Genomic DNA, 26,654 nt, shown 5'->3' with positions numbered 1-26,654 from the left:
CGCTCATGGGTCTTCACTGATTCTTCCCCTTGGGTTTGGAAAGCCGGGCGATCGCATTGTCCTTGGTGTCATCGACCAGGATCTGCCCGTTGTCGACCACGATGATCCGGTTCACCAGGCTCAACACACTCATGCGGTGGGTGGCGATGATCAGCGTGCGGTGGGCCGCCCATTTGTCCAGGTTGTGGATCAATTGGCGTTCGGTCGCTTCATCCAGAGAGGCGGTGGGTTCGTCCAGCAGAACGATATGCGGTTGGCGGATGATCAAGCGCGACAACAGCAAGGATTGGCGCTGCCCGCCCGAAAGCCCGAGGCCACCTTCCAGAATCAGGTGGTCCATGCCGTCGGCGAACTTGCCGATAAAGTCCGCCGCACCGGTCAGCACCAGCGCCTGGAGAATCTCCTGATCGGACGCGTGGGGCGCGCCCATGATCAGGTTATCCCGCAGGGTGCCGTGGAACAGACGCGAGTTTTGCGTCATCAGGCCGACATCCCGGCGCACGTCCGCCGGGTCGATATGGCCCAGGGCAACCCCGTCGAGGCTGACGCTGCCGCTCTTCAGGTCGAGCATGCCGGCCAACGCCTGCAGCAAGGTGGATTTGCCCGCACCGTTACGGCCGAGAATGGCGATGCGCTCACCCGGTTGGATCTGCAAATCCGCTACGAGCAAGGCCGGCACCGGCGCATCGTCAGAATACTGGAATGCCGCCTGGTTGAGGACGTAGTGACCGCGCACCACCGGCAAGTGCACGCGTTTGCTGCCTTCGGCATGGTCCACCGGCAACTCCATGATCCGGTTCAGGCTTTGCAGAGCCACCTTGGCCTGCTGCCAGCGGGTCAGCACTTGGGTGATCTGCGACATCGGCGCCATCATGCGTGAGGCCAGAATCGAGGCCGCCACCAGGCTACCCGTGGTCATGTCACTGGCCATGACCATCGGTGCGCCGAACACCACCACCACGGCAAACACTGAGCCTTGCACGTTGTTGGTCCAGGCCACCAGCTTGTTGGTCAACATGCGCAGGCGCAGGCTGGCGTCGCCGCAGGTGGCGTTGTAGTGATTCCATTGGTGCTGGAAGCGCTGCTCGGCCTGGAGTGCCTTGATATCGTCGAGGCCCTGGATGGTCTCCACCAACATGGCACTGCGCAACGAGCTTTCGCGCATCGATTGGCTGGCCAGCGCCGCGAGCTTTTTCTGCGACAACAAACCCGGCACCACCAGGAACAGCACCGCCACCAGCGGCACCGCGACCAAGGGCCCGGCGATCAACCAGTAAATCACCAGGAACAGCAGGAAAAACGGCAAGTCCGCCAAGGCCGTAGCCGTGCTGGAGGTGATCAGTTCACGCAGTTGCTCCAGCTCCTTGAGCTGGGAAATGAACGAGCCGGTGGACTTCGGCCGGGCGCTGTTGCGCAGGCGAATGGCATGCCCGAACACCAGGTCGGACACGCGCATGTCCGCTCGTTTGCCGAGCATGTCGGTGATGCGCACGCGGGTGATGCGCATGATGAAATCGAACACCAGCGCCAGCATCACGCCGCCGAACAACACATACAGGGTGGGCATCGACTCGGCCGGAATCACCCGGTCGTAGACCTGCATGGAAAACAGCACCCCGGCCAGCCCGAGCACGCTGGTCACCAGTGACGCCAGCATCACATAGCCATAGGGCCGCATGTCCCGCAGCACGATGCCTTTGAACCAGTCCTTCTCATAGGGTTTGATGTAGTCATCGACGCGGGTATCGCGCACGGCACTTATGGGCCGCAGAATCACGCTCTTGCGCGCCGAGTCGAGCAGCTCCTGATAGCTGAGACGGCTTTGCAGACCGCCGTCGCCGCTGTAGGCGATGCCGACGTGTTCGCCATCGCCCAGGGTTTCCAGGACGCCAACCTGGCCGTCACTGAACTGCAGGATCATCGGCAGTTGCCGTTGCATCAGGGTCGAGGCGCTGAAGTCGGCGATCGCGCAATTCAATCCGGCCTGGCGGGCCATCTGCCGCACCACGTCTTCCACCGAAGCGCCTTCGGTCCACTGCGCGGCGAGCCTCACACTTTGCGCCGAACACTCCAGGCGGTAATGCCGTGCGATGCTCAGCACCGCCTCCAGCCACACTTCGTAATCGAACCCAGGCACCGGCTTGAGTGCCGCTTCCACTGCGCTCATGTCGCCCTCAAGCATCACGGCATCATTCATGGCCGAATCTCCACACCTTGCAAGGTGCTGTTATCTAGATGGAACGCGGTGCGCAACCCGCCGGTGTTGTAGAGGCAATCGATTTTCAGGCGGCGCAGGTCAGCTGCGGTGTTTTCCCGGTCCATGCGGGCCTGGTGGATTTCCTGCTCGGCATTGAGCAAATCCAGCAGCGGCCGGGTGCCCAGTTCGAGGTACTGCTGACGGTAAAGGTCGCGGGTCTCGGAGATGCTGCGCTCACGAAAATCCAGGGTGGACAGGCGTTGAGTCAGGCTGGAAATCTGATCCCGCGCCTCCAGCAGGCCTTGGCGTACAGCAAGACGAGCGGCATCGTTGGCCGCTTCGGCAGAACGCAGGGCTTGTTGTGCGGCGGACTTGCGCGCAGTGATCGCACCGCCCTGGTAGAGCGGCATCTTCACATTGAGGAACACGCCATAACGGTTCCGATCACGTCCGCCGGGGATGTTGCTGTCGTCGTTGTTGTCCAGGTAGTGGGTCACCGACGGATCCAGCGATACAGTCGGCAGCGCTTCGGCCCGCGCCTGGGCGATCAGCGCCAAGGCATCAACCCGTTGCGCCTGGGCGATCAATAACGTCGGAGTGACCGCTTCATCGGGCACCACGCCCTGGCAAGACTGCTCCAGGCTTGCCGGAAAACCAGGCGAAACGCTCACCGGCGACTGCGCCCCCAGCAAGCTGCTCAAGGTGCTGCGCCAGCGATTGAACTGCGCCTGGAATTGCAATTGCGTCGCTTGCGACGCCTCGACCCGCGAGCGTGCCTGGATCAGATCCGAACGGGTACTGGCGCCCATGTCACTGCGCTTTTTTGCCAGTTCTGCAATCGCCGAAATGCCGTCGATCTGCTCGCGAGCGAGCGTTACCAACAGTTGCGAGCGCTGTAATTCGATCATGGCAAACGAGGTATCACGCGTCACTTGGTCGATTGACAGCAAGACCGCCGCCTGGCTGCCACTGACCCGGGCCAGGGCGCTGTCCACCGAGCTGGACACCTTGCCAAAGTCATAGAGCATCTGCGACGCCGACAATGAAAAGGCTCGGCTTTGGCCGTTGCCGCTCAGGCCGCTGTCGTAGCCAGAATTGAAGCCGCCGCTCACTTGCGGGTAGTAACCGGAACGGGCGATGTTCACGTTCTCGTTTTGCTGATACAGCTGACCGATCGCCTCGGAAATGGCCGGGTGCCACTCCACGGCTAACTGAATAGCCCGTGTCAGGTCGATGTTTTTCGGTATGACGCGTTGCGGTGCCACCGGTGCGCTGACACCCGTAGAACCACCCGGTAAATTCGTGCCCAAGTCACTGGGGCTGATGATGTTGACGCTTTCTTCGTCGTCGATAAACGACTTGGCCATGACCTGCTCAAATACCAACACAGTCATTGCCGCTGCAACGCAAACCGCAGACAGCTGTTTGGCCAGACTCTTATGCCTCACTTCAAGTCCCCTACTTGTTATCAAACCTGATGGGTACAACCACGGACCGTGACTGACGCCAGTCACGGCCCATCGTTGTAATACCGTTGGTGAGGAAAACCGGGCCTTGCGGCCCGGCCGTCGGGTGCGTGGTTACACCACGCTGATGCCGCTTTGTACCCAGAGCTGATGGGTCTCATCTTCCTGGCTGGTGTAGATCACGTACTCCAGACCGTTCTCTACCTGGGTCACGCCTGCAGACCAGTCGCCTGTCAGGTGCACGCTGTCTTGATCATCGCCCTGGATCATCAAACGATCCGACTCAGGGCCGGTGATGGACACCAGGTCTTCCAGGCTCAAGGTCAGGTCAACCGCACTGACGTCGTTCAGGTCGATGCTCTGCACACCGCTGACTTTGCCGATCAGGTCGGTGAGGTTGATGGCTGCATCACCACCCTCCCACAGCAACCCATCCGCCCCTGCAACACCGCCGACGTGGGTGAAGTCAGTGTCGTCAACCACCACAGGGTCGTTGGCGTCACCGTCGGCACTGCCTTCGGAACCGGCACTGTCATCGCCCGATACGGCCTGATCCACCACGTCACTGCTGGCAGCGGCAAAACCGGCGCCTTCAGTGGCGGGCGAACCCGGATTCGCGTCGTCCCAGACCAGGTCGCGGTCTGGCGAGTCGATGCGGATGTACACATCGGCCGTGTCTTCCTGACCGGTCGGCGTGGTGAGCTTGTAGGTGAATTTATCCACCTGGCCAATCTCATCCAGCGCCAGCCCGGCATGCGGGGTGTAGACGTATTTGCCATCGGCAAACACGGTCAATGTCCCGTGTTCACCGTCGACCTTCGTCCCCGTCTGACCAGGAATCACGTACACCCCATTGACCAGCACACTGAGAACCGTCAGCGGCGAACCGAGTACATCCGGCCCGGACAGGCTGTCACCCAGCAGGTTGCCCGTAGCATTGGTCATCTCACCGGCCACGAACTGGGTCAGGAAGGTGGTGGTCAGTTTCTGGGCCACCGTGATCGCGCTCAGCGACAGCACTGAACCGGTCGACGCGGTCAGTCGATACGAACCGGCATCCAGCCCGGTGAACGTATGCGTTGCCAGGGTCGTGGTCTGCTGCGTGGTCCATACGCCATCGATCAGCTTCTGCAGGTTCACCGTGGTGTCTGGCAGTAACGACAGGCCGGTGGCGCTGACGCTGATTCCCAGGTTGGCGGTGGTGTCTGCCGCAACCACAATCGTTGCCCCGGTCCCGGTACCTGTACCGATCAGTGGCAGGTTGTAGGTCAGGCCCGCCAAGTCGGCTTCGCTTACCACGTTGACGATGTCGATCTGCGCCGTACCCAGGTCATCATTGGCGACCGTAGCGATCACCCCTGGCGCCGCTGGATCGGTGGTGCTCCAGGTGACATCGACACTCGGGCTGTCGATCCGCACATACAAGGTTGCCGCCGCCGAGCCTCCTGCGCCATTGACCAGGTGATACTCGAAGGCATCCACTTTGCCGATGTTGGCAACTTCGCCATTCGGTGTGTACTTGTAGGCGCCGTTGGCGAAGATGGTCAGTTGACCATATTGCCCCTGCAGCACGGTCCCGGTGGTGGCATCGGCATCGACGAACTCACCGCCGACTTCGACCTGAACCTTCACCGGTCCGCCATTACCCGGAACGTCCGGTTTGCCTTCAAAGCCTGGATCGGTGATGACGTTGCCGACGACATCAGGACCCGCTACACCGGTGAAGTCGGTCTGGCTTTCGTTGGTGACACTCAACTTGGCCGTAGCCCCGGCACCAATGCTGACCAAGCCCGGATCCAGCTTGAGGGTGAAGCGATATTGCCCAGCCTCCAGCCCTTCAATTTTAGCGGTGGTGCTTTGGCCGAACAGGCCCAGCAGGTCGAGCAAGCCCGAACCGTTGCTGCCTTGTTGAACCGGCAACCAGCCGCCCGCACCATCGCTCACCTCAAGAATGGCACTGAAACCGCCACCCAGCAGCGAGACCAGATCCGCCTGGGCAAACTCCAGGTTCAGCGTGCCTGAAGAACCCTCGGTGACCGAGAACTCCTGGGTCTTGGTGTGATCGCCCAGGACGATGCCGCCGACACCCAGCAGGGTGAAGACACGCATATCGGCCAGGCCGGTGTTGGATGTGACGGGTTTGATGGTTACTTCGGCGGTGGCGAGATCGTCGAAGGCGTCGAGGTCGGCATCGGCGTCGGCGTCGGCATCCGCGTCGGCGTCGGCATCCGCGTCGGCGTCGGCATCCGCGTCGGCGTCGGCATCCGCGTCGGCGTCGGCATCCGCGTCGGCGTCGGCGTCGGCGTCGGCGTCAGCATCCGCGTCGGCGTCGGCATCGGCGTCGGCGTCGGCATCCGCATCCGCATCCGCATCCGCATCCGCATCAGCATCAGCATCAGCATCAGCATCGGCGTCAGCGTCAGCGTCAGCATCGGCATCGGCATCGGCGTCAGCGTCAGCATCGGCGTCCGCATCAGCATCCGCATCCGCATCCGCATCCGCATCCGCATCAGCATCAGCATCCGCATCCGCATCAGCATCAGCATCAGCATCCGCATCCGCATCAGCATCAGCATCAGCATCAGCATCAGCATCAGCATCAGCATCGGCGTCAGCATCGGCATCGGCATCGGCATCGGCATCGGCATCGGCGTCAGCGTCCGCATCGGCGTCCGCATCAGCATCAGCATCAGCATCAGCATCAGCATCAGCATCAGCGTCGGCGTCAGCATCCGCATCCGCATCCGCATCCGCATCAGCATCAGCATCAGCATCAGCATCAGCATCAGCATCAGCATCGGCGTCAGCGTCAGCATCGGCATCGGCATCGGCATCCGCATCCGCATCAGCATCAGCGTCAGCATCCGCGTCGGCATCGGCATCGGCATCGGCATCAGCATCAGCATCAGCATCAGCATCAGCGTCAGCATCCGCGTCGGCATCGGCATCGGCATCCGCATCCGCATCAGCGTCAGCGTCAGCGTCAGCATCCGCGTCGGCATCGGCGTCGGCGTCGGCGTCAGCATCCGCATCCGCATCCGCATCCGCATCCGCATCCGCATCGGCGTCAGCGTCAGCATCAGCATCAGCATCAGCGTCAGCGTCAGCGTCAGCATCCGCGTCGGCATCGGCATCGGCATCGGCATCGGCATCGGCGTCAGCATCCGCGTCGGCATCGGCATCGGCATCGGCATCGGCATCAGCATCAGCATCAGCATCAGCATCAGCGTCGGCGTCAGCATCCGCGTCGGCATCGGCATCAGCATCGGCGTCGGCGTCGGCGTCAGCATCAGCATCAGCATCAGCATCAGCATCGGCATCGGCATCCGCATCCGCATCCGCATCAGCGTCAGCGTCAGCATCCGCGTCAGCATCCGCGTCGGCATCGGCATCGGCATCGGCATCGGCATCGGCATCAGCATCAGCATCAGCATCAGCGTCAGCATCCGCATCCGCATCCGCATCCGCATCCGCATCCGCATCAGCATCAGCATCAGCATCAGCGTCGGCGTCGGCGTCAGCATCCGCATCCGCATCCGCATCAGCATCAGCATCAGCATCAGCATCAGCATCAGCATCAGCATCCGCGTCAGCATCGGCATCCGCATCGGCATCGGCGTCGGCGTCGGCGTCGGCGTCAGCGTCAGCGTCAGCGTCAGCGTCAGCGTCAGCATCGCCATCATCAATGTCGCGCGCAATTACCGTAGTCGGAGCGGACTCGTTCCCCGCCGCATCCTTCAATGTCACTCCCAGCGTTTCACCGTTGACCTGAGGCGTGCTCAAGGTGACGACGAAATTGCCATCGTCCCCCACAGTGCCTGTGCCAATCACGTTGCCATCGGCATCCTTGACGGTAACGATCGCCCCAGGTTCGCCTTTGCCTGTGACCGTGCTGCCGTCTTCCCCGACAGCCAGGTTTGTAGGCGCGTCAGGCGCAACGCCATCTGCCGCGAATGCAGTGCCTGGAAGGGATTCTTTGCCGGCAAAATTCTTGAGGAACACCCTCAGTCTTTCGCCATTGATATGCAAGGCATTCAGGACGATTGCGAAGGTCCCGTCATCATTTACCGTGCCGGTACCGACCACCTCGTTGGCATCGTTGAGAATGGTGACAGCATGAGATGACGCACCATTACCGCTAAGAGACGCGCCGTCTTCGCTGACCGCCAGGTTAGTGGGCGCCAGCGGTGTCACGATGTCAGCGACCACCAGATTGCCTGGCTGTGATTGATTGCCAGCGGCATCGCCAAGTGTGACTTGCAGGCTTTCGCCTTCGGCCACCGGCGTGGTGAGCGGAGTCTGGAAATTACCGTCCGCCCCGACCGCGCCAGTGCCGATTACATTGCCGTTGACGTCCTTGATAGTGACGGTGGAACCTGGCTCGCCCTTGCCGCTGACGGTGGTGCCGTCGCCACTGATGGCCAGATTGGTCGGCGCGTCAGGCGCGGTTGTGTCACCGGCAACAACGGTGCTGGCCGGTGACTCATTGCCCGCCGAATCCTTGAGGGTGGCCTGCAGGGTTTCGCCATTGGTCTGCGGCGTTTCCAATGTGACCTGGAAGTTACCGTCAGCACCGACGGTGCCAGTGCCGACAGCGGCGCCGTTGGCATCCTTGATCGTGACGGTTGAACCTGGTTCGCCCTTGCCGCTGACGGTGGTGCCGTCCGCGCTGACGGCCAAACCTGTCGGTGCGGCAGGCGCGGTTGTGTCGCCGGCGCTGACGGTGCCAGCCGGCGATTCATTGCCAGCGGTATCTTTGAGAGTGACCTGCAGCGTCTCGCCATTGGTTTGTGGCGTGCCCAGCGGGACCTGGAAGTTACCGTCAGCACCGACAGTGCCAGTACCGATCACATTGCCGTTGGCGTCCTTGATCGTGACGGTGGAACCTGGCTCGCCCTTACCGCTGACGGTGGCGCCATCAGCGCTAACAGCCAACCCGGTGGGGGCGCCAGGCGCAGTCGTGTCGCCTGCAACCACGGAAGTGGGCGGTGACTGGTTGCCCTGGGCGTCCTTGAGGGTGACCTCCAGGGTCTCGCCGTTGGTACGCGGCACATCCAGGTTGACCTGGAAGTTACCGTCAGCGCCCACAGGGCCGGAGCCAACCACATTGCCGGCAGCATCCTTGATGGTCACCGTAGTGCCCGGTTGCCCTTTACCGATGACACTCTTGCCGTCGGCACTGACCGATAAACCAGTCGCCGCGCCCGGTGCTGTCGTAACGCTCCCGCCACCGCCACCACCTCCACCGCCGCCACTGATTGCGGCCGCCGCACCACCCACGGCGAGAAGGCCCAGGCCCCAGAGTACCCAGTCCGGTACCGCGCTATCTGCCACTATGCCTGCCGCGGCCAGATCGTCGAGTGTGGAAATCTCGCTGAATGTAAAACCTGAATAGGGCGAGGAATAGTTGCCTAACAACAAGGTTCCATCGGCACTTTCAAGTACCAACTGGTTAGCCGCACCGTCAGCACCCACCACAAAAAAGTTCTGAATAGTGACGATTTCTCCAGACTTCAGAGTTACCACCAAGTTCTGGCCAGACTGCTGAAAGGACTGAACGCTTTCAGGCCCAACGGGTAGTTTGACAATGCTTGTGCCCTTCAGGCTGGCATTGCCAAACGTATGTTCCGTTGCCGCTCCTGTTGCCTTATCGACAATTGTTATATTTTTCATCTCACACCCGTTTTCTCTTCGATAAACATGGACACACAGATTTCAGCGCGAGCGAATACCTCACAGCGGGAATTACCGCCGAGCACTCAACTTTTAATTCGTGTTATTGAAAGACTAACCAAGGATTAGTAGTTTCAGCCCACACCGGTCTCTTCACGCAGTTGCAGGCGCCCCCCCCTTCGCGTGCAAAGCGTGGAGGCCCCAAAGCGTGGCGTAAGCGTGAAGATTGAGGGGCATTGTGATGGCGCTTTTGTCGTACGTTGCGCCATTATCATGAGGTCATGCAGAGAGATCGTGGACTGCGGGGAGGCCATGGAAACAGGCCGGCCACGAGCCCAGAGGTGAAGTAATGAACAGAGGCGACGGGCAAGGATTTGTGATCTATCGAACTCCCTGGCCCTGACAACCTGTTCGGTCGAAAACCCGGAAAGACTTGATGTACGTATCCATTCGTCAACCATCTCAGACACACCTGCACAACTTGAAGAAATTACAGCCAGCCAGTGGGTAATTATCGAGGCGCAACAAGGGTGCCTACGCTCTCCAAGGCGATACTAGCGGGGTGCTACTCAACATCAAAGAGGAAAATAAACGCCATATAAACACTCACTAAATACGAGTGTTTAGCCTGTGAACTCATGGCACATCGGCGTCAAACAACCCACACGCTCATTATCATAAGATGATAATGAGGCATGCCCTTTGATTTACTTGAACTCATACCCAATGAACAGAATCACTGTTTTCACTGACATATCGGGTATTTGTAATATTTTATTTCAGTACCTTAACAATTCACTCAAAGCACTTCGAACTAGATAGTAAATTAGTGATACAACCCCGATACAATCCCGCAATCACTATATAAATCACAAGCGACAAGGTTCTCTGCTTTTAGTTCTTTCGGAATGTTCAGCTATAGACAACAGCGGCTCACAAGAAGCACGGCGGCTGTCGCTGATCTGGGGAGGGCGTTGAACGTATCGCACAGGTGCGACGGAGACTCAGGGAACGTCGGGCCTGCTTGCAGCACCAAAAACCCGAGAACCCGCCCGACGCGGGTTCTCGGAAAAATCCCCTATTGGGGCTTGCGATAGCTGTTGATGATTGCTGAGAAGTCCTTACCACCTTCCCCACGCTGACTCATCGATTGATACAACTGTTGCGCCACGGCACCGAGAATCACCGGCTGGTGCGCCTGACGAGCAGCTTCTGTGGCCAGCCCCAGATCCTTGAGCATCAGTTCCGCACCAAAACCACCGGTATAGCCACGAGACGACGGCGCCGTCTCGATAATGCCCGGCCATGGGTTGTAGGTGTCGGAACTCCAGCAACGCCCCGTTGAACTGTTGATGATCCCGGCCAGCACCTTTGTATCGATGCCCAGCGCATCGCCCAGGGCCATGGCTTCGCTGACGCCGACCATGGTGATGCCCAGCAGCAGGTTGTTGCAGATCTTGGCGATTTGCCCGGTGCCGACTTCGCCGCAATGGACGATGTTGCGGCCCATCTGCGCCAGCACCGGTTGCAGGGTGGCGAACAGTTCCGGGGTAGCGCCGACCATGAAAGTCAGTGTACCGGCCTGGGCACCGCCGGTGCCGCCCGAGACCGGCGCATCGGCCATGGCCACACCGTGTTTAGCCGCAGCAGCAGCCACATCACGCGCGGTTTGCGGGTCGATGGTGCTGCAATCCACTGCCGGTACGCCTTTGCCGATGCCGGCGAGCACGCCGTCATCACCAAGCCACACGCTACGCACATGGGCCGCCGCCGGGAGCATGGTCAGCACCAGTTCCGCGCCTTGGGCGGCATCACGCGGTGAAGCGCTGATGGTGCCGCCCAGTTCGGCCAACTCATTGAGCACCGTCTGGTTGAGGTCGAACAGGTTCAGCGCGTGGCCGGCCTTGATCAGGTTGCGCGCCATTGGCGCGCCCATGTTGCCCAGGCCGATAAATGCAATCTTCATGGTCGTCTCCTCGATCAGCGCAGGTTGATGGTGGTGTTGACGCCATCGTTGACGCTGTCGTCGTCGAACCAGCGGCTGGTGACGGTTTTGGTCTGGGTGTAGAACTGCACCACTTGCTTGCCGTACGGGCCCAGGTCACCGAGCTTCGAGCCACGGGAACCGGTGAAGCTGAAGAACGGGACCGGCACCGGAATCGGGATGTTGATACCGACCTGGCCGACATCGATTTCACTCTGAAACTTACGCGCCGCCGCCCCGCTTTGGGTAAACAGGCCGGTACCGTTGCCGAACGGATTGGCGTTGACCAGGGCGATGGCCTGATCCAGGGTGTCGACTTCCAACACCACCAACACCGGGCCGAAGATTTCCTGGGTGTAGATCTGCATATCGGTGGTCACACCGGAGAACAGGGTCGGGCCGACGAAGTTGCCTTGCTCGAAGCCCGGGACCTTGATGTCGCGGCCATCCAGCTCCAACTTGGCGCCTTCTTTCACGCCGCTTTCGATCAGGTCCAGAATGCGCGCCTTGGCCCGCTTGGAAATCACCGGACCTACGTCGGTGCCCGCTTCACTGCCAGCGTTCACCTTGAGTTTCTGCGCCAGGGCCTTGAGGTCCGGTAGCCATTGTTTGGCTGCGCCCACCAACACCACTACCGAGGTCGCCATGCAACGCTGGCCGGCTGCGCCGAAACCGGCACCGACCAAAGCGTTGAGGGTTTGTTCGCGGTTGGCATCCGGCAGCACCACGGCGTGGTTCTTGGCGCCCATCATCGACTGCACGCGCTTACCGTGTTTACCGGCCAGGTCGTAGACATGAGTGCCCACGGCGGTAGAACCGACGAAGGACACGGCCTTGATGTCTTTGTGGGTGCAGAGCGCATCTACCACGTCCTTGCCGCCATGAACCACGTTGAGTACGCCCGCTGGAACACCGGCCTCAACGGCCAGCTCCACCAGTAGCATGGTCGACAGCGGATCCTGTTCGGAAGGCTTGAGTACGAAGGTGTTGCCGCAGGCGATGGCCATCGGGAACATCCACAGGGGAATCATCGCCGGGAAGTTGAACGGGGTGATACCGGCGCACACGCCAATCGGCTGACGCAGGGTGTAGGTGTCGACACCGCCCGCGACGTTTTCAGCAAATTCGCCCATTTGCAGGGTGCCAATGGAGCACGCGTGCTCCACCACTTCCAGGCCACGGAAGATATCGCCTTCGGCATCGGCAATGGTCTTGCCTTGCTCGGCGCTGAGGACCACGGCGATGCGCTTGGAGTGCTCGCGGATCAAAGCTTGCAGCTTGAGCATGATGCGCATGCGCGCACCAATCGGCGTCAGCTTCCAGGTCTGGAAGGCGCGATGGGCAGCGTCGATGGCAGCGTTGACTTCGGATGCAGTGGCGAAAGGAACCTTGGCCAGCACTTGCTGGGTGGCCGGGTTGACGATGTCTTGCCATTCGGTGGTCTTGGACTCGACCCACTCGCCGTTGATCAGCAGCTTGACCTGTTTCACGGTGGTGTCGGCAGACGTAAGCGATGCGTTCATGCGGGTCTCCAAATCTTGTAGTTATGCAGAGAACCAAGGCGTGAATCGCCTTGAGGATGAGGCGTTCGGACTGTTTTTGGAGTATAGATGTGCAAACTTCTAATAAGAACGCACATAAAAGCCGGTCCAATATGCAAAAAAACATCACCTCCCTGGGCTCCCTGAACTGGGATGACCTGAAGTTTTTCCTCGAAGTCGCCCGCACCCGCAAGGCCAGCGTTGCAGCCAAGCGCCTGGCGGTGGACTACACCACCGTGTCGCGGCGCATCAGTTCGCTGGAAGTGTCCCTGGGTACTTTGTTGTTCGAAAAATCCCGGACCAACGGTTTCGTCCTCACCACCGAAGGCCAGCGTTTACTGGGTTATGCGGAATCCATCGAAAGCACCCTGCACATGGCGTGTGAACAGGTATCCGGCTCCGGCGTGGCGTTGTCGGGTCACGTGCGCATGGGCTGCACCGAGGGTTTCGGCAGCTTCTTTGTCACCCCGCAACTGAGCCATTTCGTCGATACCTACCCGGCGATCTCGGTGGACATCCTGCCGCTGCCCCACTTCATCAGCCTGTCCAAACGCGAAGCAGACATCGTCATCGCCCTGGAGCGGCCGGAACACGGGCCTTATGTGTGCTGCAAGCTATGTGATTACAAACTGCAGCTATATGCGACCCAGGAATACCTGGACCAACACCCACCGATCCGCCGTCCGGCAGATTTGGCCGACCATCCGTTTATCAGCTATGTCGATGACCTGGCGTTCAGCTCAGAGCTGCTGTACCTGGCCAACGTGGTTCCGGGCGCCAGTGCCAGCTTGCGCAGCACCAGCGTGATCGCCCAATACGTGGCGGCGCAGCAGGGGCGGTCGCTGGCGATCCTGCCGTGTTTTCTGGCGGCGCAGGATCCGCGGTTACTGCCGGTGCTGGGGGAGGAAATCAATATCACACGGCAGTTCTGGATGTACTGCCGGGAAGACTTGAGGAAGTTGAAGCGGATTACGCTGTTGTGGGATTACATCAGGGAGGTGACGGAGCAGAATCGGCCGTTGTTGATGGGGGAGACACGGGAGATGAGATTTGCGGATTAAGCGGTGTTGCCGGCAACCACAGACTAAATGTGGGAGCGGCGGTGCGACGATTCGACTTGCTCGCGAAAGCGGTGTATCAGTCAGCACATGTATTAACTGACCCTACGTATTCGCGAGCAAGCCCGCTCCCACACAAGCCCGCTCCCACATTGATCGCATTTCATATCAGACTCGAGGGGCGTCTGTTTAGTCAGCAATGACCACAATCGACACCCGCCGATTCTCGGTACGGCCTGCTGTCGTGGTGTTGGACGCCACCGGCTGGCTGCTGCCCAGCCCTCGTAGCTGAATGTTTTCTTCCTTCATGCCCACGCTGGTCAATACCTTGCCTACGCTTTTCGCACGGCGCAGGGACAGTTGCTGGTTATAGCTTTCCTTGCCCGAGGCATCGGAGTGGCCATCAACGCGCACGCGCTCGATACCCGCACTGACCAAGGCCTTGCCGATGCCTTCGACGATGCCGGTGCTGGGCTTATTCAGCCTCTCGATGTCACTGCCAAACAGTACTTTCCCCGATAGACCAAAGGCCCAGCCTTCGTCGGTCAGCTCGAAACCTTGCTGCTTGAGTACGACGATCTGCGCCGGAGTGAGGCCTTTGGGTGGCGCCGTCTGGCAACCGCCCAGGGCCAACAGAGCCATGAGCAAGGTGATAAATAAAAAGCGCGAAGAACTCTGGGTGTTAGAGAACAAGGGATCAACTCCTGTGCTGAATAGGGACGGTGGGGTGCTCCGGCTCTGCCGTTTGCTGACCGCCCTGGGAAAGGCGTTTGGCCTGGTACATCGCCGCATCGGCAGCGTTGAGCAAGGTGCCGGGAGTGGCACCATGATCAGGGTAGACGGCGATGCCGATACTGAGAGAGGTCAACACCTCGGTATTGCCCGGCAACGGGATCGGCGCGTCCATGCTGGCGAGGATCTTGTCGGCGATGCGCTGGGCATCTTCGATCTTGTGCAGCGGGGTCAGCAGGATCGCGAACTCGTCGCCGCCCAGGCGCGCGACCAGGTCCTCTTCACGTAGCTGCGCGCGAACGCGTTGGGCCACTGCCACCAATACTGCGTCGCCTGCAGCGTGGCCGAAGTTGTCGTTGATGTCCTTGAAGCGGTCGCTGTCGAGAAACAGTACGGCCACTTTCTCATTGAGTTTAGTTGCACTGCGCAGGGCACGAATCAAGCGGCTTTCGAAAAACGCCCGGTTGGGCAGCCCGGTCAGGCTGTCGTGGGTCGCCTGGTGGGCAAGGGTTTCGTTTTCGCTTTGCAGGTGGGTCTGCCAGCTTTCCAGCTCGTCGAGCAAGGCATTGAAGTCGTTGCCCAGGCTATCGAGCTCGGCAATTTGCGCTGGGGGTACGCGACGGTCAAAGGCCCGCTCACTGCGAGCGGCGTGAGCCACTTTGGCAAGGCTGTGCAGTGGCGCCGTAATGCCCCGCAACATGCGCCGCGCCAGGTACAGGGCGACCCAGGCGCTGAGGGCCGTGCATACCAGAATCCCCGCCAGGCCGCTGAGCAAGAAGCGCAACAAGCTACCGCCATGACCACTCAGGTGAATGCTGCCGATGGCTTTGCCCTGGTGCATGATCGTCTGGCTGATGGGCTGCTCCAGCAGGGTATGCGCCAGCCCCAATTCGACCTTGGACCACATTCCGGTTTCCGGTCGTTGCCAATGAGCCAGGAGTTTGCCGTTGGCATCAAAGACTTCGGCCTGGGCCACCTCTTCGGTCGAGGCGATCAGGGCCAAGGCTTCAGTGGCTGCAGCACTGTCGCTAAACACTACGGCAGCTTCCACCGTGTAGTTGATGGAGCGAGCGATCAGGTGCAGGTTGTGATCCGCATAGACCCGCAAGGCCAGCACACCGAGCAAGGTCAAGGAAACACTCGCCATGCTCACGGCCATCAACGCCACACTCAGGTGCCCGCGCCTCAGCACGGAGCGCAGAGTCGGTCGCACAGGTGCCTTGGCGGGACTCATGATTCCGGTGCTCGACGGCGGGACAGTTGCAACACGCTGGGATGAATACGCACGCCGCTGCGGGCGACGGAGTCGAGATTGACCTCGAACGACACTTGCTCATCACCGACGCGCAGGCAAAACAGGCTGCCCACCGTGCATTGGCCTCCGCCTTCGCTGATGCTCAGCACCGGACGACCGGTCAACGAGGTGAACAGACGGCTGCGTTCATCGCTGGTCAACTGACCGATGTACACCGCGTCGCAGGCGTTGGCGATGTCGGGATGGCCGGCCAGCAGGCGCTGGACTAACACCGGACGACCGGTGGCCTGGGTCGCGCCTTTGATCAGGTCATCGGTGTATTGAGTCGGTCCGACAATGCACAGCCGTAACTGCGCAGGCTCCACCGGCCAGCGGGCATAACTGAGAATCCCGAGCACCACTTGCGTCACCGCTTGGGCCCTTTGGTCGGCCATGCTGGCGGGGGCAGGCGTTTGCGCCAACGTGACCGGCGTAAATACCCACAGAACCGCCAACAGCAGCATTCGTCTCCAGCTCAAACGACGCTCTGTGGGCGAAACAGCCACGTTCATGCAGCGATTCTCTTTGATCTTCTCAGGATGATGCCGCAACGATAGCACAACGGCAGGATATCCCACGGGGCAATGCCTCGGAGGATTCCCCCATTTTCTCAGAAAAATCATACGCCTGAAGTACAATTAAACAGTGACTCATCAGTCAGTTTTTGTGCAATTCAAGTGCCCAGCTCCAACATCAGCCCGCTCAACCGTTTCACCTTGCGTCGCACCGCTTCTTCGAAGACTCCACCACGGGGTTCGATCAGGCTGAACCAATCTTTGGCGCGAGTTATGCCGGTATAAATCAGCTCCTTGGTCAGTACCGGATTCAACGCATCCGGCAGGATCAACGCGGTGTGGGCGAACTCGGAACCCTGGGATTTATGCACGGTCATGGCGTAGACGGTTTCCACATCATTGAGCCGGCTGGGCAACACAAAGCGCACGCCGCCCTGGCCATCGTTGCGTGGAAAAGCCACGCGCAAGACTTGCGGCCCGCCGTCGCTTTCAGGCAGTTTCAAGGCGATGCCAATATCGCCGTTCATCAAGCCCAGGCCGTAGTCGTTGCGGGTCATCAACACCGGACGCCCTTCGTACCATTGCTGATCATTGTCGATCAGCCGGGCTTTGAGTAAGGCGGCGGTGATGCGCTGGTTCAGGCCTTCGACACCCCAAGGACCCTTGCGCACCGCACACAGCAACTGGAAAGCATCGAAGGCTTGCAACAGTTGGCGAGCCCAGTCGGTCCAGCGTGGATCTTCTCGCGGCGTATCCGGGCTCGGGCGTGAAGTGCGCAGCAGGTTCAAGTAATAGCGATAACCGTGAGCACCGTTACCCTGCCCGTCCAGTACCAGGCGTTCCAGAGCATGGTCGTGTTCGCCCTTGAGGCTGACGCAAAACAAGTCCGCGTGGCTGCGAGCGGCCAGCAGTTTGCGGGCCTCTTCGGCGTTCTGCTGGTTGACCCAGCGCGCCAGTTGGCCGATGCCGCTGCCTTCGCCGAATCGCCTGGAGTAGCGCAGCATCACCACTTGTTGGGCTAATGGATGCGTACCGTCGAGGTCTTCCTGCAGACCACTGGCACTGAGGTCTTCACCACTGACCGCTTGCAGCCATTGGCGGGTTTGCGGGCTGTACCAGCCGGCTTCGGCGTCGCGGCATAAATCACCGAGGACGGCGCCTGCCTCAACGGAGGCAAGTTGGTCTTTGTCACCGAGCAGCACCAGACGGGCATGGGGCGGCAAGGCGTCCAGCAGATTGGCCATCATTTCCAGGTCGATCATCGAGGCTTCGTCGACCACCAATACATCCAGGGGCAATGGATTGCCCAGGTGATGGCGAAAGTGACGGGTGCCGGGCCGACTGCCCAGCAAACGGTGAACAGTGGTGACCTGAGTAGGGATTTTTTCCCGCACCGCGTCAGGCACCTTCAACGACAGTACCTGCTGGCTGATGGACTCGGTCAAGCGAGCAGCCGCCTTGCCGGTGGGTGCCGCCAGACGAATGCGCAACGCGCTGCCATTCTCCACCGCCGGCGCTTGCAACAGTGCGAGCAGCCGCACCACAGTGGTGGTCTTGCCGGTACCTGGGCCGCCGGTGACGATACTGAATGCACCCCGGGTGGCCAGGGCGCAGGCGAGCTTTTGCCAGTCGACGACCGCACCTGGCGTGGCCTGGTCAAACAAGCCGTTCAAGCGTTGGGGCAAGTCGGTGGCGATGCTTTCCGAAGTGGCAAGACGCAGGCGCAACGCCGTATCGATACGCCGCTCGTAGGTCCAATAGCGACGCAAATACAGGCGTTTTCCCGATAGCACCAAAGGCCGGCTGTGTGCCGACTCACTGCCATCAACCGCCAGCGCCACCAAGTGGCTGGCAGCCAAGGCATGGCACCAATGGGCGCCGTCCAGACCGTCGAGCAATTGCGACGGCAGTAGCATGACGCCGGTTTGCACGTCGCCTTCTGGCGGCAGAGACAGAGCAAAGTCCGGTGCCTTGAGGGTTTCGAACAGGTCCAGGCAAACATGGCCGTGACCCAGTTGGTGACTGGTCAGCGCCGCCGCCAGCAACACCAGCGGATCAGCCTGTGGATCGAGTTCATGGAGGAAGCCGACAAAGGCTTTATCCAGCGCACGCAGCCAGCCACGCTCGACCCAACGCTCGAGCAGTTGCAGCAGATCGGCAGCGCGACTAAGGGGCGTCAGTTCCTCCAGCGGTAGCATCGACAGGCTCATAGCAGGACTCCTTGTTCCCAGGCTGGCTCGGCTTTGGGCGGTAGCGGTTTACCTTGGAACAATAGATCCAGACCTTCAATCAGCTCTCGGGGTGGTCGAGTGAAATAAGCGCCCTGGCTCGTTGAATGGGTGCCGCGCAGGAACAGATAAAGCGCGCCGCCGATGTGACGGTCGTAATCGTAGTCGGCCAGCCGCGCCTTGAGCTGACGATGCAGGGCCAGCAGGTAAAGGACGTATTGCAGGTCGTAACGATGATCGAGGATCGACAGTTCCATGGCCTGCATGGTGTAGGCCGAATCGTCGGGGCCGAGCCAGTTGGACTTGTAGTCGGCCACGTAGTAGCGGCCGTCATGTTCGAAAGTCAGGTCGATAAAACCCTTGAACATGCCATTGAGCAATACCGGTTCGGCGGCCACTCGGGAAACACCATTGTGGGTGTGTTGGCACACCCACTTATCAAGCGCGAGGACATCGACTTTGTGGCTGGCGAACCAGAACTCCATCTCGACCTGGTAGTGCCGCAAGCCGCTCAGACTCACCGGCGGCTGGCCATTGCCTAACCGTAACGGCGCTTGCAGCAGGTAGCCGAGCCAGCCGCTCAGGGTATCGATCCAGCCTTCCCAGCCGCGCCGATTGCAGCGGCGGGCGACGGCGTCTTTGAGGGCCTCGGGTGTGACGTTGAAGCCTTCGCCGCCGGCCCATTCCAGCAGGCCATGGAGGAACGTCCCGGGGTTGGGCCCACGTGGGAAACGATGAATGTCACCACCAGACGCTGCCACTTCGCGCGGGGCATCCGGATCGAGGCGTTCGTCGTCGAACAGCTTTTGGGCTTGTGGACTTTCCGGCGCTTCCAGGCTGGCGGCGCTCATGCTTTCACCGATCCGCAGGGCGCTGTAGGAGGCAATCCACCAGTTTTCTGCAGCCTTGCGTTTGGGCAACAAGGGCGCGAGCAAGGTGGCTTCGTTGCGCGGTGGGTGGAACACGATAGCTTCGGCTTCAGGCATTTCAGCGTAGTGAATGGCGGGGCTGCCTTCCTGCAAATCGAGAAACCAGCGGGCGAGGCCGGCAGACTCGCCTAAGGAAGCGCCGCCACCGAGCAGATAACCCAAGGCCGACAAGTGCAACACCGAACTGTTGTTATTGCCGCGTTTGAGGTCGGCGACACCGAGCCAGCAGGCATGTTTTGCCCGGGTCAGCGCGACGTAGAACAAACGCAGATCTTCGGCCAGACGTTCATCGTCGGCTTGGGCTATCAAATCGACGGTTGGCCTGAGGCTGACTTGGGATTTGCCGTTTTCATCGTGGTAGTGCAATGGCAAACGGCTGCCGTCCACGGGTTTCGCCGAACAGATGAATGGCAGAAACACGAGGTCGTACTCCAGGCCCTTGGACTTGTGAATGGTCACCACTTTGACCAGTTGCTCATCGCTTTCCAGACGCAGGATTTGCTCTTCGCCCGCCTGGCCCGAGAGCGCCAGGTGTTCGGCCAAGTGGCGGATCAGTGCTTGTTCGCCATCCAGTTCCGCCGCCGCTTGCTGCAGCAATTCAGAGAGGTGCAACAGGTTGGTCAACACCCGCTCGCCGTCGCCCCGAGCCATCAGGGTTTGCGGCAATTTGAAGTCATGGAGCAGGCGCCGCAACATCGGCAGCACGCCTTGGGTACGCCATATGGCGCGGTAATCGCGGAATTGCATCACGCGCTTTTCCCACGCCAATTCGTCCTGGTTCAGACGCTCCAGCTCAGGCAGTGACAGGTTCAGGGTGACGCAGGCCAGGGCGGCACGCAGGGGGCGCTCGACGTCCGGCTCGGCGCAGGCTTTGAGCCAGGCCAGCAGGTCGTGGGCTTCCTGCGCGGCGAACACCGAATCCTTGTCGGACAGGTAAACGCTACGCACACCACGGGCGGCCAGCTCACCGCGCACAGCCTGGGCTTCCTTACCGTCGCGTACGAGGATAGCGATGTTCGACGGCAGTACGCCGTTGAAGGTGTCGTCTTTGACAAATCCTGCGGTGCCCTGCTGACCGCCATTGAGCAACGCCACGATCTGGCTCGCGCAAGCAGCTGCCAGTTGTTGGCGGTAGAGCACGCCAGAGATGGGTTGGTCGGTGGGCAGGTGCCAAATGTTCAGGGCCGGCAATGTCTCGCCGTTGACCTGCAACCTTTCCTTGCGGCCTTGGGAAAGCACTGGCAGAAACGGTACCGGATTCTTACCGTCGGGCTCACGGAACAGGAACGCACCGCGGCCTTTTTCAGCGCGCTGGAACACATGGTTTACCGCCTCCACCATTGCATGGCTGGAGCGGAAGTTGGTGCCCAGCGTATGCAGTCGACCACTGGTGGCCTGACGGGCGCGCAGGTAGGTATAGATGTCGGCGCCGCGAAAGGCGTAGATCGCTTGTTTCGGGTCACCGATCAGGAACAGGCCACTTTCAGGGTTGTTGTCTTCGATGCGGTAGATGCTCTCGAAGATGCGGTACTGCACCGGATCGGTGTCCTGGAATTCGTCGATCAACGCCACCGGGAATTGCTCGCGGATCACACTGGCCAGGCGCTCGCCACCGTTGGCCTGCAGCGCAGCGTCGAGGCGAATGAGCATGTCGTCGAAGCCCATTTCAGCGCGCCGGCGTTTTTCTTCTTCGAAGCGTTTTGCGACCCAACCCGCCGCGTGTTGCAACACGGCGGCATCGGGGGTTGGCAAAGCGTCGAGGCTGGCTTTCAGGCCCGCCATGGCGTCGAGGCCTGGATGGTGCGGCGGGTCACCCTTCCAGGCCTCGGCCATGCCGTCGGGCGTCAAGCGAGAAAAGCCGGTACCAATGTCCAGTTGTTCCACGGACTCGTCGCCAGCCCAGGCGCTGATTTTTTCAAACCAGGGTTCGAAGTAACGGGCCTGCATCTTGCGACCATCGACGGCTTTGGCGGCGACGGCTTGCAGGCAGATTTCCCGCAACTCGATGGCCCATTGTTGCCAGGGAGACTTGAGGGCGACCAAGGCTTCGCGACGCTCTTGCAGGCAAGCGCTGATTAGTTCGGCGGGTTCACGCGGCTCGTCTGTGGGCCGCTCGCTACCGAACAGTGCTCGCACTCTCGGCATCAGGGCGGCGGGACCTCCCCAGTTATTGCGTACCCAGTTCAGCGGGTCGCCGTGCATCGGGTAGCAGAACAGGCGCCAGTAGTCGCGCAGCACTTCGCCCAGCAAGTCACTGTGGTCAGTTTCCAGGGTCTGGGTGAACAGGCTGCCACTGTCGAAGGCGTGCTCGCGCAACATGCGCTGGCACCAACTGTGGATGGTCGAGACCGCGGCTTCGTCCATCCATTGAGCGGCGATGTCCAAGCGATTGGCGCAGCCGGGCCATTGTTCAACGTGGTACTGGTCGCGAAGTTCAGCAATCAGTGCATCAGGGGCTTCGGTCTCTTCGCGAAAGAAGCGAGCAGCCTCGGCCAGACGAGTGCGAATGCGTTCGCGCAGCTCTTTGGTGGCCGCATCGGTGAACGTCACGACGAGGATTTGTGGCGGCAGCAGTTCGCGGCCAAAGCCCGACTCTTCGCCGCCATGACCCAACACCAGGCGCAGATACAGCGCCGAAATGGTGAAGGTCTTGCCGGTACCGGCACTGGCTTCGATCAGTTGGCTGCCATGCAGCGGGAACGCCAGGGCCAGAGGTTTTATGCTACTCATCAACCGGCCTCCTCGCTGCTCAGGGATCGCCATGGCGCAGTGATCAATGGTCGGTACAGCGTTTCGCACCAGCCTTCGAAATCTTCACTGGCCACCAAGGCGGCGAAATCGGGAAATTGCCGGGTGAGTGCCGGGCTTTCGCGGCGCTCGCCGTCAGTGGTTTGGCCGTCGCCCTCGTAGGCTTTGCTGGCGGCGACTTGCGCTTTGACCGGGTCGGATTGGCCAAGCCAGGCGAAGGCGGTTTTGACGGCCACGGGCAGCGGCTCACTCATGCCGGCTTGCCAGGCGAGCAGCAAATTGCCGAGCGTTTCTTGTGCCGTGTGTTGTTCCAGTGGGGCCAACAGGAGGGTGTCATCGCTGGCCACCAGACCGGTGCTCAATGGCAGTCCACAGGCGCAGGCCACCACGTGATTGACCCACGGGCGAACCAGGCGATGCCACTTGCGGGTCTTGATCGAACCGATGCTGTTAGGGATGGTGGTGACGCTGAGCAAACCACCGTCGCTGCGCCTGTGTAGGCCGCTTATCCAACCTTCAAGTTGAATACCTTGATGCTCAAAGCTGACAGGCTCGGCACTGGTATGCGGCGTAGGCCAGAGGGCCAACAGTTGTTGGTAGCGTTGCAGCAAGTCGGGCAAAGGCTCGATTAGCTCGTTACGCAGACACTCACCAAAACCAACCATCGGTAGTAGGCCGCTGCCTTGGAGGCGCAGGGCTTGGGCATTCAGGGCTTCGTCAAGGTTATCGGGCTGGGTCAGCGCGGCAGCGAGCAAACTGTCGCTCAAGCTGTAGCGTTGCAGGGCATCAAGGACAAAAGGTTCTTCGTCCGCCAGGGGCACTTCGGCGGCTTCGAAGAAGACCTTGAGGCGCTGGCTGAAAAAATGTCGGACAGGGTTACGCAGGAAATCCTGCAACTGGCCGAGACCCAGAGGTTCTTCTTGAACGTAGGAAGCCAGGCTTTCGATGTCACTCATGTCGTTTGGGGTTTGATGGAGCAATTGCCATTCGCGGGCGTAGCTAAACAGCGGATCGCCTTCATGAAAGTAGCGGGCGCTGAAGGGCTGGAGTGGGTGTTCTTGAGTCATGGCCTCCAGCAGGGGTTCGTCATCGCTGGTGTGCCAGCCGCTGACGAGGTGGTCGCGCAATTGACCAATCAGCACCGAGGCTGGACGATCGCTGTTATCACGAATGCTGCGGCCAACCCAACTGATATAGAGCTGGTCTCGGGCGGAGAGCAACGCTTCGAGTAACAGATAGCGGTCGTCTTCGCGACGTGAACGGTCGCCGGGGCGGTAGTCGCTGCCCATCAGGTCGAAGTCCAGCGGAGGTTGGGCACGGGGGTAATCACCGTCGTTCATACCCAGCAGGCAGACCAGCTTGAACGGGATGGCGCGCATCGGCATCAGCGTACAGAAATTGACGGCTCCGGCGAGGAAGCGTTGAGACAGGCGGCCTTGGTCAAGGCCAGCCAGCCAGGCTTCGCGGACGACGGTTAGCGGTAACTCGTCCTGCAAGCCGACAGACTCGCAGGTTTCCAGCCAGGTTTCTCGCAGTTGCTCAAGCTGGCCCAGCAGGTAGTCGTCGTGCTCATTGCTCGGCAGGAAAAACTGTTGCATGAGGCGCTGCAAACGCTGGCCCCATTCTCGTGGTGCGACCGGCGTTAACAATGTTTGGTGGGCGTTGTGCAAAGCGTCAAGCAGTGCAACCAGTGGGCCGATCAACGCAGCGTCGAGGCCACCGATTTCGTCGTAAGGCTCGATGCCGTCACACGCTACGCCTGTGCCCACGGCGTAGCCCAGAAGCATACGACGCAGGCCAAAACGCCAGCTGTTTTGTTCCAGTTCACTCGGCAAGCCGAGGCCCGCGCGCTGCTCGGCGTTAAGACCCCAACGGATACCGGCTCCTTCGATCCAGCGGTGCAGAGTCGGTAGGTCGCGCTCCTTGATGGCGAAGCGCTCACGCAGAGCCTGGACATCCAGCAGGTCGAGGATTTCGCTGACCGGGAAGCGGCTGTCGGGAAGCTTGAGCAAGTGCTCGACGGCAATCAGTAGCGGGTCGCGGCCTCGTTGGCCCTGGTCGGTGAGAGTGAAAGGGATGAAGCGTGGGTCTTGTCGATCCAGCTGGCCGAACACGGCGCGGATGTGCGGGGCGTAACTGTCGACGTCGGGGACCATGACGATGATGTCCCTTGGGCGCAGTTCAGGGTTTTCGCTAAAGCGCTGGAGCAATTGGTCGTGCAGAATTTCCACTTCTCGCTGGGCGCTGTGGGCAATGTGGAAGCGGATTGACGTGTCTTGCTCCAGGTCGACTGCGGGCCACAAGTTACGAGTTTCATTGAGTGGCCGTAATTCTAGGATGTCGTCCTGCAGTTGGTTCAGCAATGTAGTAGGTTCGCTTTCGCTGAACAAATCGATCCGCCCATCACGGAATGCCGAACGGTAGCTGTTGGGGTCGTCGTAGCTGTCCAGCAAGTTGATGTAGTCACGACCCTGTTTGCCCCAGGCTGCGAGTAACGGATGTGCGTGCTGGTGCAGAGTCTGCGGGTCGATGGTGACGGGCATTCCAGACTTGCGGGCCTGGCGTTTGTATTCGTTTCTCAGTAGGTCTTTATCCGCAACGATGTCGGACCAATGATGCCGGCAAGGATTGTGGACGCAAAGCAGTACCTGGCTGAAACGAGCAAGACCGGCGAGTGCTTCCAAGGCCTGGGCTGGCAGGGAGGAGATACCGAAAACAATCACTCGGGAAGGCAGGCCCGGAGGCGCCTTATCAAGGCTGTTAATGCGCTCGATGAAACGTTGATGAACGCCGGCGCGACTTTGGGCCATGCCCTCTTCCCCTACGTCCATCAGCAACGCACGCCATAGTTCTGCTTGCCAGCAGTTGGCGGGACTCAGAGACTTGGATTCGCCTCGGCCATTACGCAGTTGATGGCGACCTGCAGCCCAGTCCTCCAGCCAATCCGCGCGGTAGACCTGGTATTGGTCGAACAGATCAGCCAGGCGCTCTGCCAGTTGATAGCGTTTACGCAGGTCGGTGTCGTGGGTCAGAAAGCGTTGCAGCGGCTCGAAGTGCGGCTGATCGATCAGCTCGGGGAGCAGGCGCATGAGACGCCAGGTCAGCGGGGCTTTATCCAGCAGGGATTTGGCAGGAATTTCATCCCGCCCCAAGACCATGCGATAGAGCTGCCACATGAAGCTACCGGGGAGTTGCACATCGATAGCGGCCGCGATGCCGCAGCCGCCCATATCATCATCTTCTGGATCTTCGGCGAGCGCGAGCTTGAGCCATTGAGCAATGCCGTTGCTTTGCACCAGCGCGATTTCGTTCTCCAGAGGCGCCAGGGGATAACGACGCATCCAACTGACCACCAGGCTGCGCAGTTCATCCAGGCGATTGCCATGAACCACCATGAATCCAGCGCTGAGGGACGTCGCATCCGGCATAACGGCTTCCTTGGGAAAAGCAAAATCGAGGGAGGGACTTTAGCATTGAAGACGACAGGTAGGCTCCAGGGATACTTTCCGATCGCGCAAAACAAAACCCCATCTGCTTTCGCAAATGGGGTTTCGGAATTTAATCTTGACGATGACCTACTCTCACATGGGGAAACCCCACACTACCATCGGCGATGCATCGTTTCACTACTGAGTTCGGGATGGGATCAGGTGGTTCCAATGCTCTATGGTCGTCAAGAAATTCGGGTACTGAGTCGTGGCCTGTTGGCCTCGCTTCAGCAAATTGGGTATGTAATAGATTTGTGTGTTGTGCAAACTTTCGGTTTGTATCGTCTTCACACACCGCAATCTGGCCTTTCGACGCAAATTGCTTGGGTGTTATATGGTCAAGCCTCACGGGCAATTAGTATTGGTTAGCTCAACGCCTCACAGCGCTTACACACCCAACCTATCAACGTCGTAGTCTTCGACGGCCCTTCAGGGGACTCAAGGTCCCAGTGAGATCTCATCTTGAGGCTAGTTTCCCGCTTAGATGCTTTCAGCGGTTATCTATTCCGAACATAGCTACCCGGCAATGCCACTGGCGTGACAACCGGAACACCAGAGGTTCGTCCACTCCGGTCCTCTCGTACTAGGAGCAGCCCCTCTCAAATCTCAAACGTCCACGGCAGATAGGGACCGAACTGTCTCACGACGTTCTAAACCCAGCTCGCGTACCACTTTAAATGGCGAACAGCCATACCCTTGGGACCGGCTTCAGCCCCAGGATGTGATGAGCCGACATCGAGGTGCCAAACACCGCCGTCGATATGAACTCTTGGGCGGTATCAGCCTGTTATCCCCGGAGTA

General features: G+C 60.2%; 12 protein-coding genes and 2 rRNA genes (1 of these 14 only partly in view). 1 reads left to right on the top strand and 13 read right to left on the bottom strand.

The genetic code is table 11. The features are described from left to right. Window positions 1-13: 13 nt before the first annotated feature. The 5 genes from HKK55_RS00110 to HKK55_RS00065 all read right to left on the bottom strand — a co-directional run bounded on the left by HKK55_RS00110 (window position 14) and on the right by HKK55_RS00065 (window position 12,843). Window positions 14-2,197, bottom strand: a complete 2,184-nt coding sequence (locus HKK55_RS00110; RefSeq protein WP_169352819.1) for a type I secretion system permease/ATPase — start codon at window positions 2,195-2,197, stop codon at window positions 14-16. Continuing rightward, a complete protein-coding gene (locus HKK55_RS00105; RefSeq protein WP_169352818.1) occupies window positions 2,194-3,591 on the bottom strand; it encodes a TolC family outer membrane protein in 1,398 nt (465 codons plus the stop codon). The genes HKK55_RS00110 and HKK55_RS00105 overlap by 4 nt, the downstream gene beginning before the upstream one ends. 186 nt (window positions 3,592-3,777) lie before the next feature. Next, window positions 3,778-9,336, bottom strand: coding sequence for a BapA/Bap/LapF family large adhesin (locus HKK55_RS29185; protein WP_202020918.1), 5,559 nt, complete (start codon window positions 9,334-9,336; stop codon window positions 3,778-3,780). Window positions 9,337-10,414: 1,078 nt separating this feature from the next. Beyond that, complete coding sequence (gene mmsB / locus HKK55_RS00070; protein ID WP_169352817.1) at window positions 10,415-11,302, bottom strand: 3-hydroxyisobutyrate dehydrogenase; 888 nt, start codon at window positions 11,300-11,302, stop codon at window positions 10,415-10,417. 14 nt (window positions 11,303-11,316) lie between these two features. After that, window positions 11,317-12,843 carry a CoA-acylating methylmalonate-semialdehyde dehydrogenase gene (locus HKK55_RS00065; RefSeq protein WP_169352816.1) on the bottom strand — a complete coding sequence of 509 codons (1,527 nt, stop codon included), beginning with the start codon at window positions 12,841-12,843 and terminating at the stop codon, window positions 11,317-11,319. Between the two features lie 131 nt (window positions 12,844-12,974). Here HKK55_RS00065 and HKK55_RS00060 point away from each other — a divergent pair, with 131 nt between their 5' ends. Then, a complete protein-coding gene (locus HKK55_RS00060; RefSeq protein ID WP_169352815.1) occupies window positions 12,975-13,922 on the top strand; it encodes a LysR family transcriptional regulator in 948 nt (315 codons plus the stop codon). 186 nt (window positions 13,923-14,108) lie between these two features. On the opposite strand, the gene HKK55_RS00055 is transcribed toward HKK55_RS00060, so the two are convergent. From HKK55_RS00055 to HKK55_RS00020, 8 genes are all read right to left on the bottom strand, one after another. Next, window positions 14,109-14,561 carry an OmpA family protein gene (locus HKK55_RS00055; RefSeq protein WP_169357748.1) on the bottom strand — a complete coding sequence of 151 codons (453 nt, stop codon included), beginning with the start codon at window positions 14,559-14,561 and terminating at the stop codon, window positions 14,109-14,111. 55 nt (window positions 14,562-14,616) lie between these two features. Continuing rightward, complete coding sequence (locus HKK55_RS00050) at window positions 14,617-15,885, bottom strand: diguanylate cyclase (protein ID WP_169352814.1); 1,269 nt, start codon at window positions 15,883-15,885, stop codon at window positions 14,617-14,619. Next, window positions 15,882-16,457, bottom strand: coding sequence for a YfiR family protein (locus HKK55_RS00045; RefSeq protein WP_169352813.1), 576 nt, complete (start codon window positions 16,455-16,457; stop codon window positions 15,882-15,884). The genes HKK55_RS00050 and HKK55_RS00045 overlap by 4 nt, the downstream gene beginning before the upstream one ends. A gap of 161 nt (window positions 16,458-16,618) precedes the next feature. Further along, the gene (gene recD, locus HKK55_RS00040; protein WP_169352812.1) at window positions 16,619-18,670 is read right to left on the bottom strand and encodes an exodeoxyribonuclease V subunit alpha; all 2,052 of its coding nucleotides are present in this window, start codon (window positions 18,668-18,670) and stop codon (window positions 16,619-16,621) included. After that, window positions 18,667-22,347 carry an exodeoxyribonuclease V subunit beta gene (gene recB, locus HKK55_RS00035; protein ID WP_169352811.1) on the bottom strand — a complete coding sequence of 1,227 codons (3,681 nt, stop codon included), beginning with the start codon at window positions 22,345-22,347 and terminating at the stop codon, window positions 18,667-18,669. The genes recD and recB overlap by 4 nt, the downstream gene beginning before the upstream one ends. Next, window positions 22,347-25,793 (bottom strand): exodeoxyribonuclease V subunit gamma, encoded by a 3,447-nt coding sequence (gene recC / locus HKK55_RS00030; protein ID WP_169352810.1) that lies wholly within the window; start codon window positions 25,791-25,793, stop codon window positions 22,347-22,349. The genes recB and recC overlap by 1 nt, the downstream gene beginning before the upstream one ends. Before the next feature lie 134 nt (window positions 25,794-25,927). Next, window positions 25,928-26,043, bottom strand: a 5S ribosomal RNA gene (rrf, locus tag HKK55_RS00025). A 144-nt stretch (window positions 26,044-26,187) separates the two neighbouring features. Continuing rightward, window positions 26,188-26,654 (bottom strand): 23S ribosomal RNA (locus HKK55_RS00020); it runs 2,423 nt beyond the window's last position.

It is taken from the genome of Pseudomonas sp. ADAK18, from assembly GCF_012935695.1.
Taxonomy (GTDB): Bacteria; Pseudomonadota; Gammaproteobacteria; order Pseudomonadales; family Pseudomonadaceae; genus Aquipseudomonas.
This window is presented reverse-complemented; position numbering and strand designations above follow the sequence as displayed.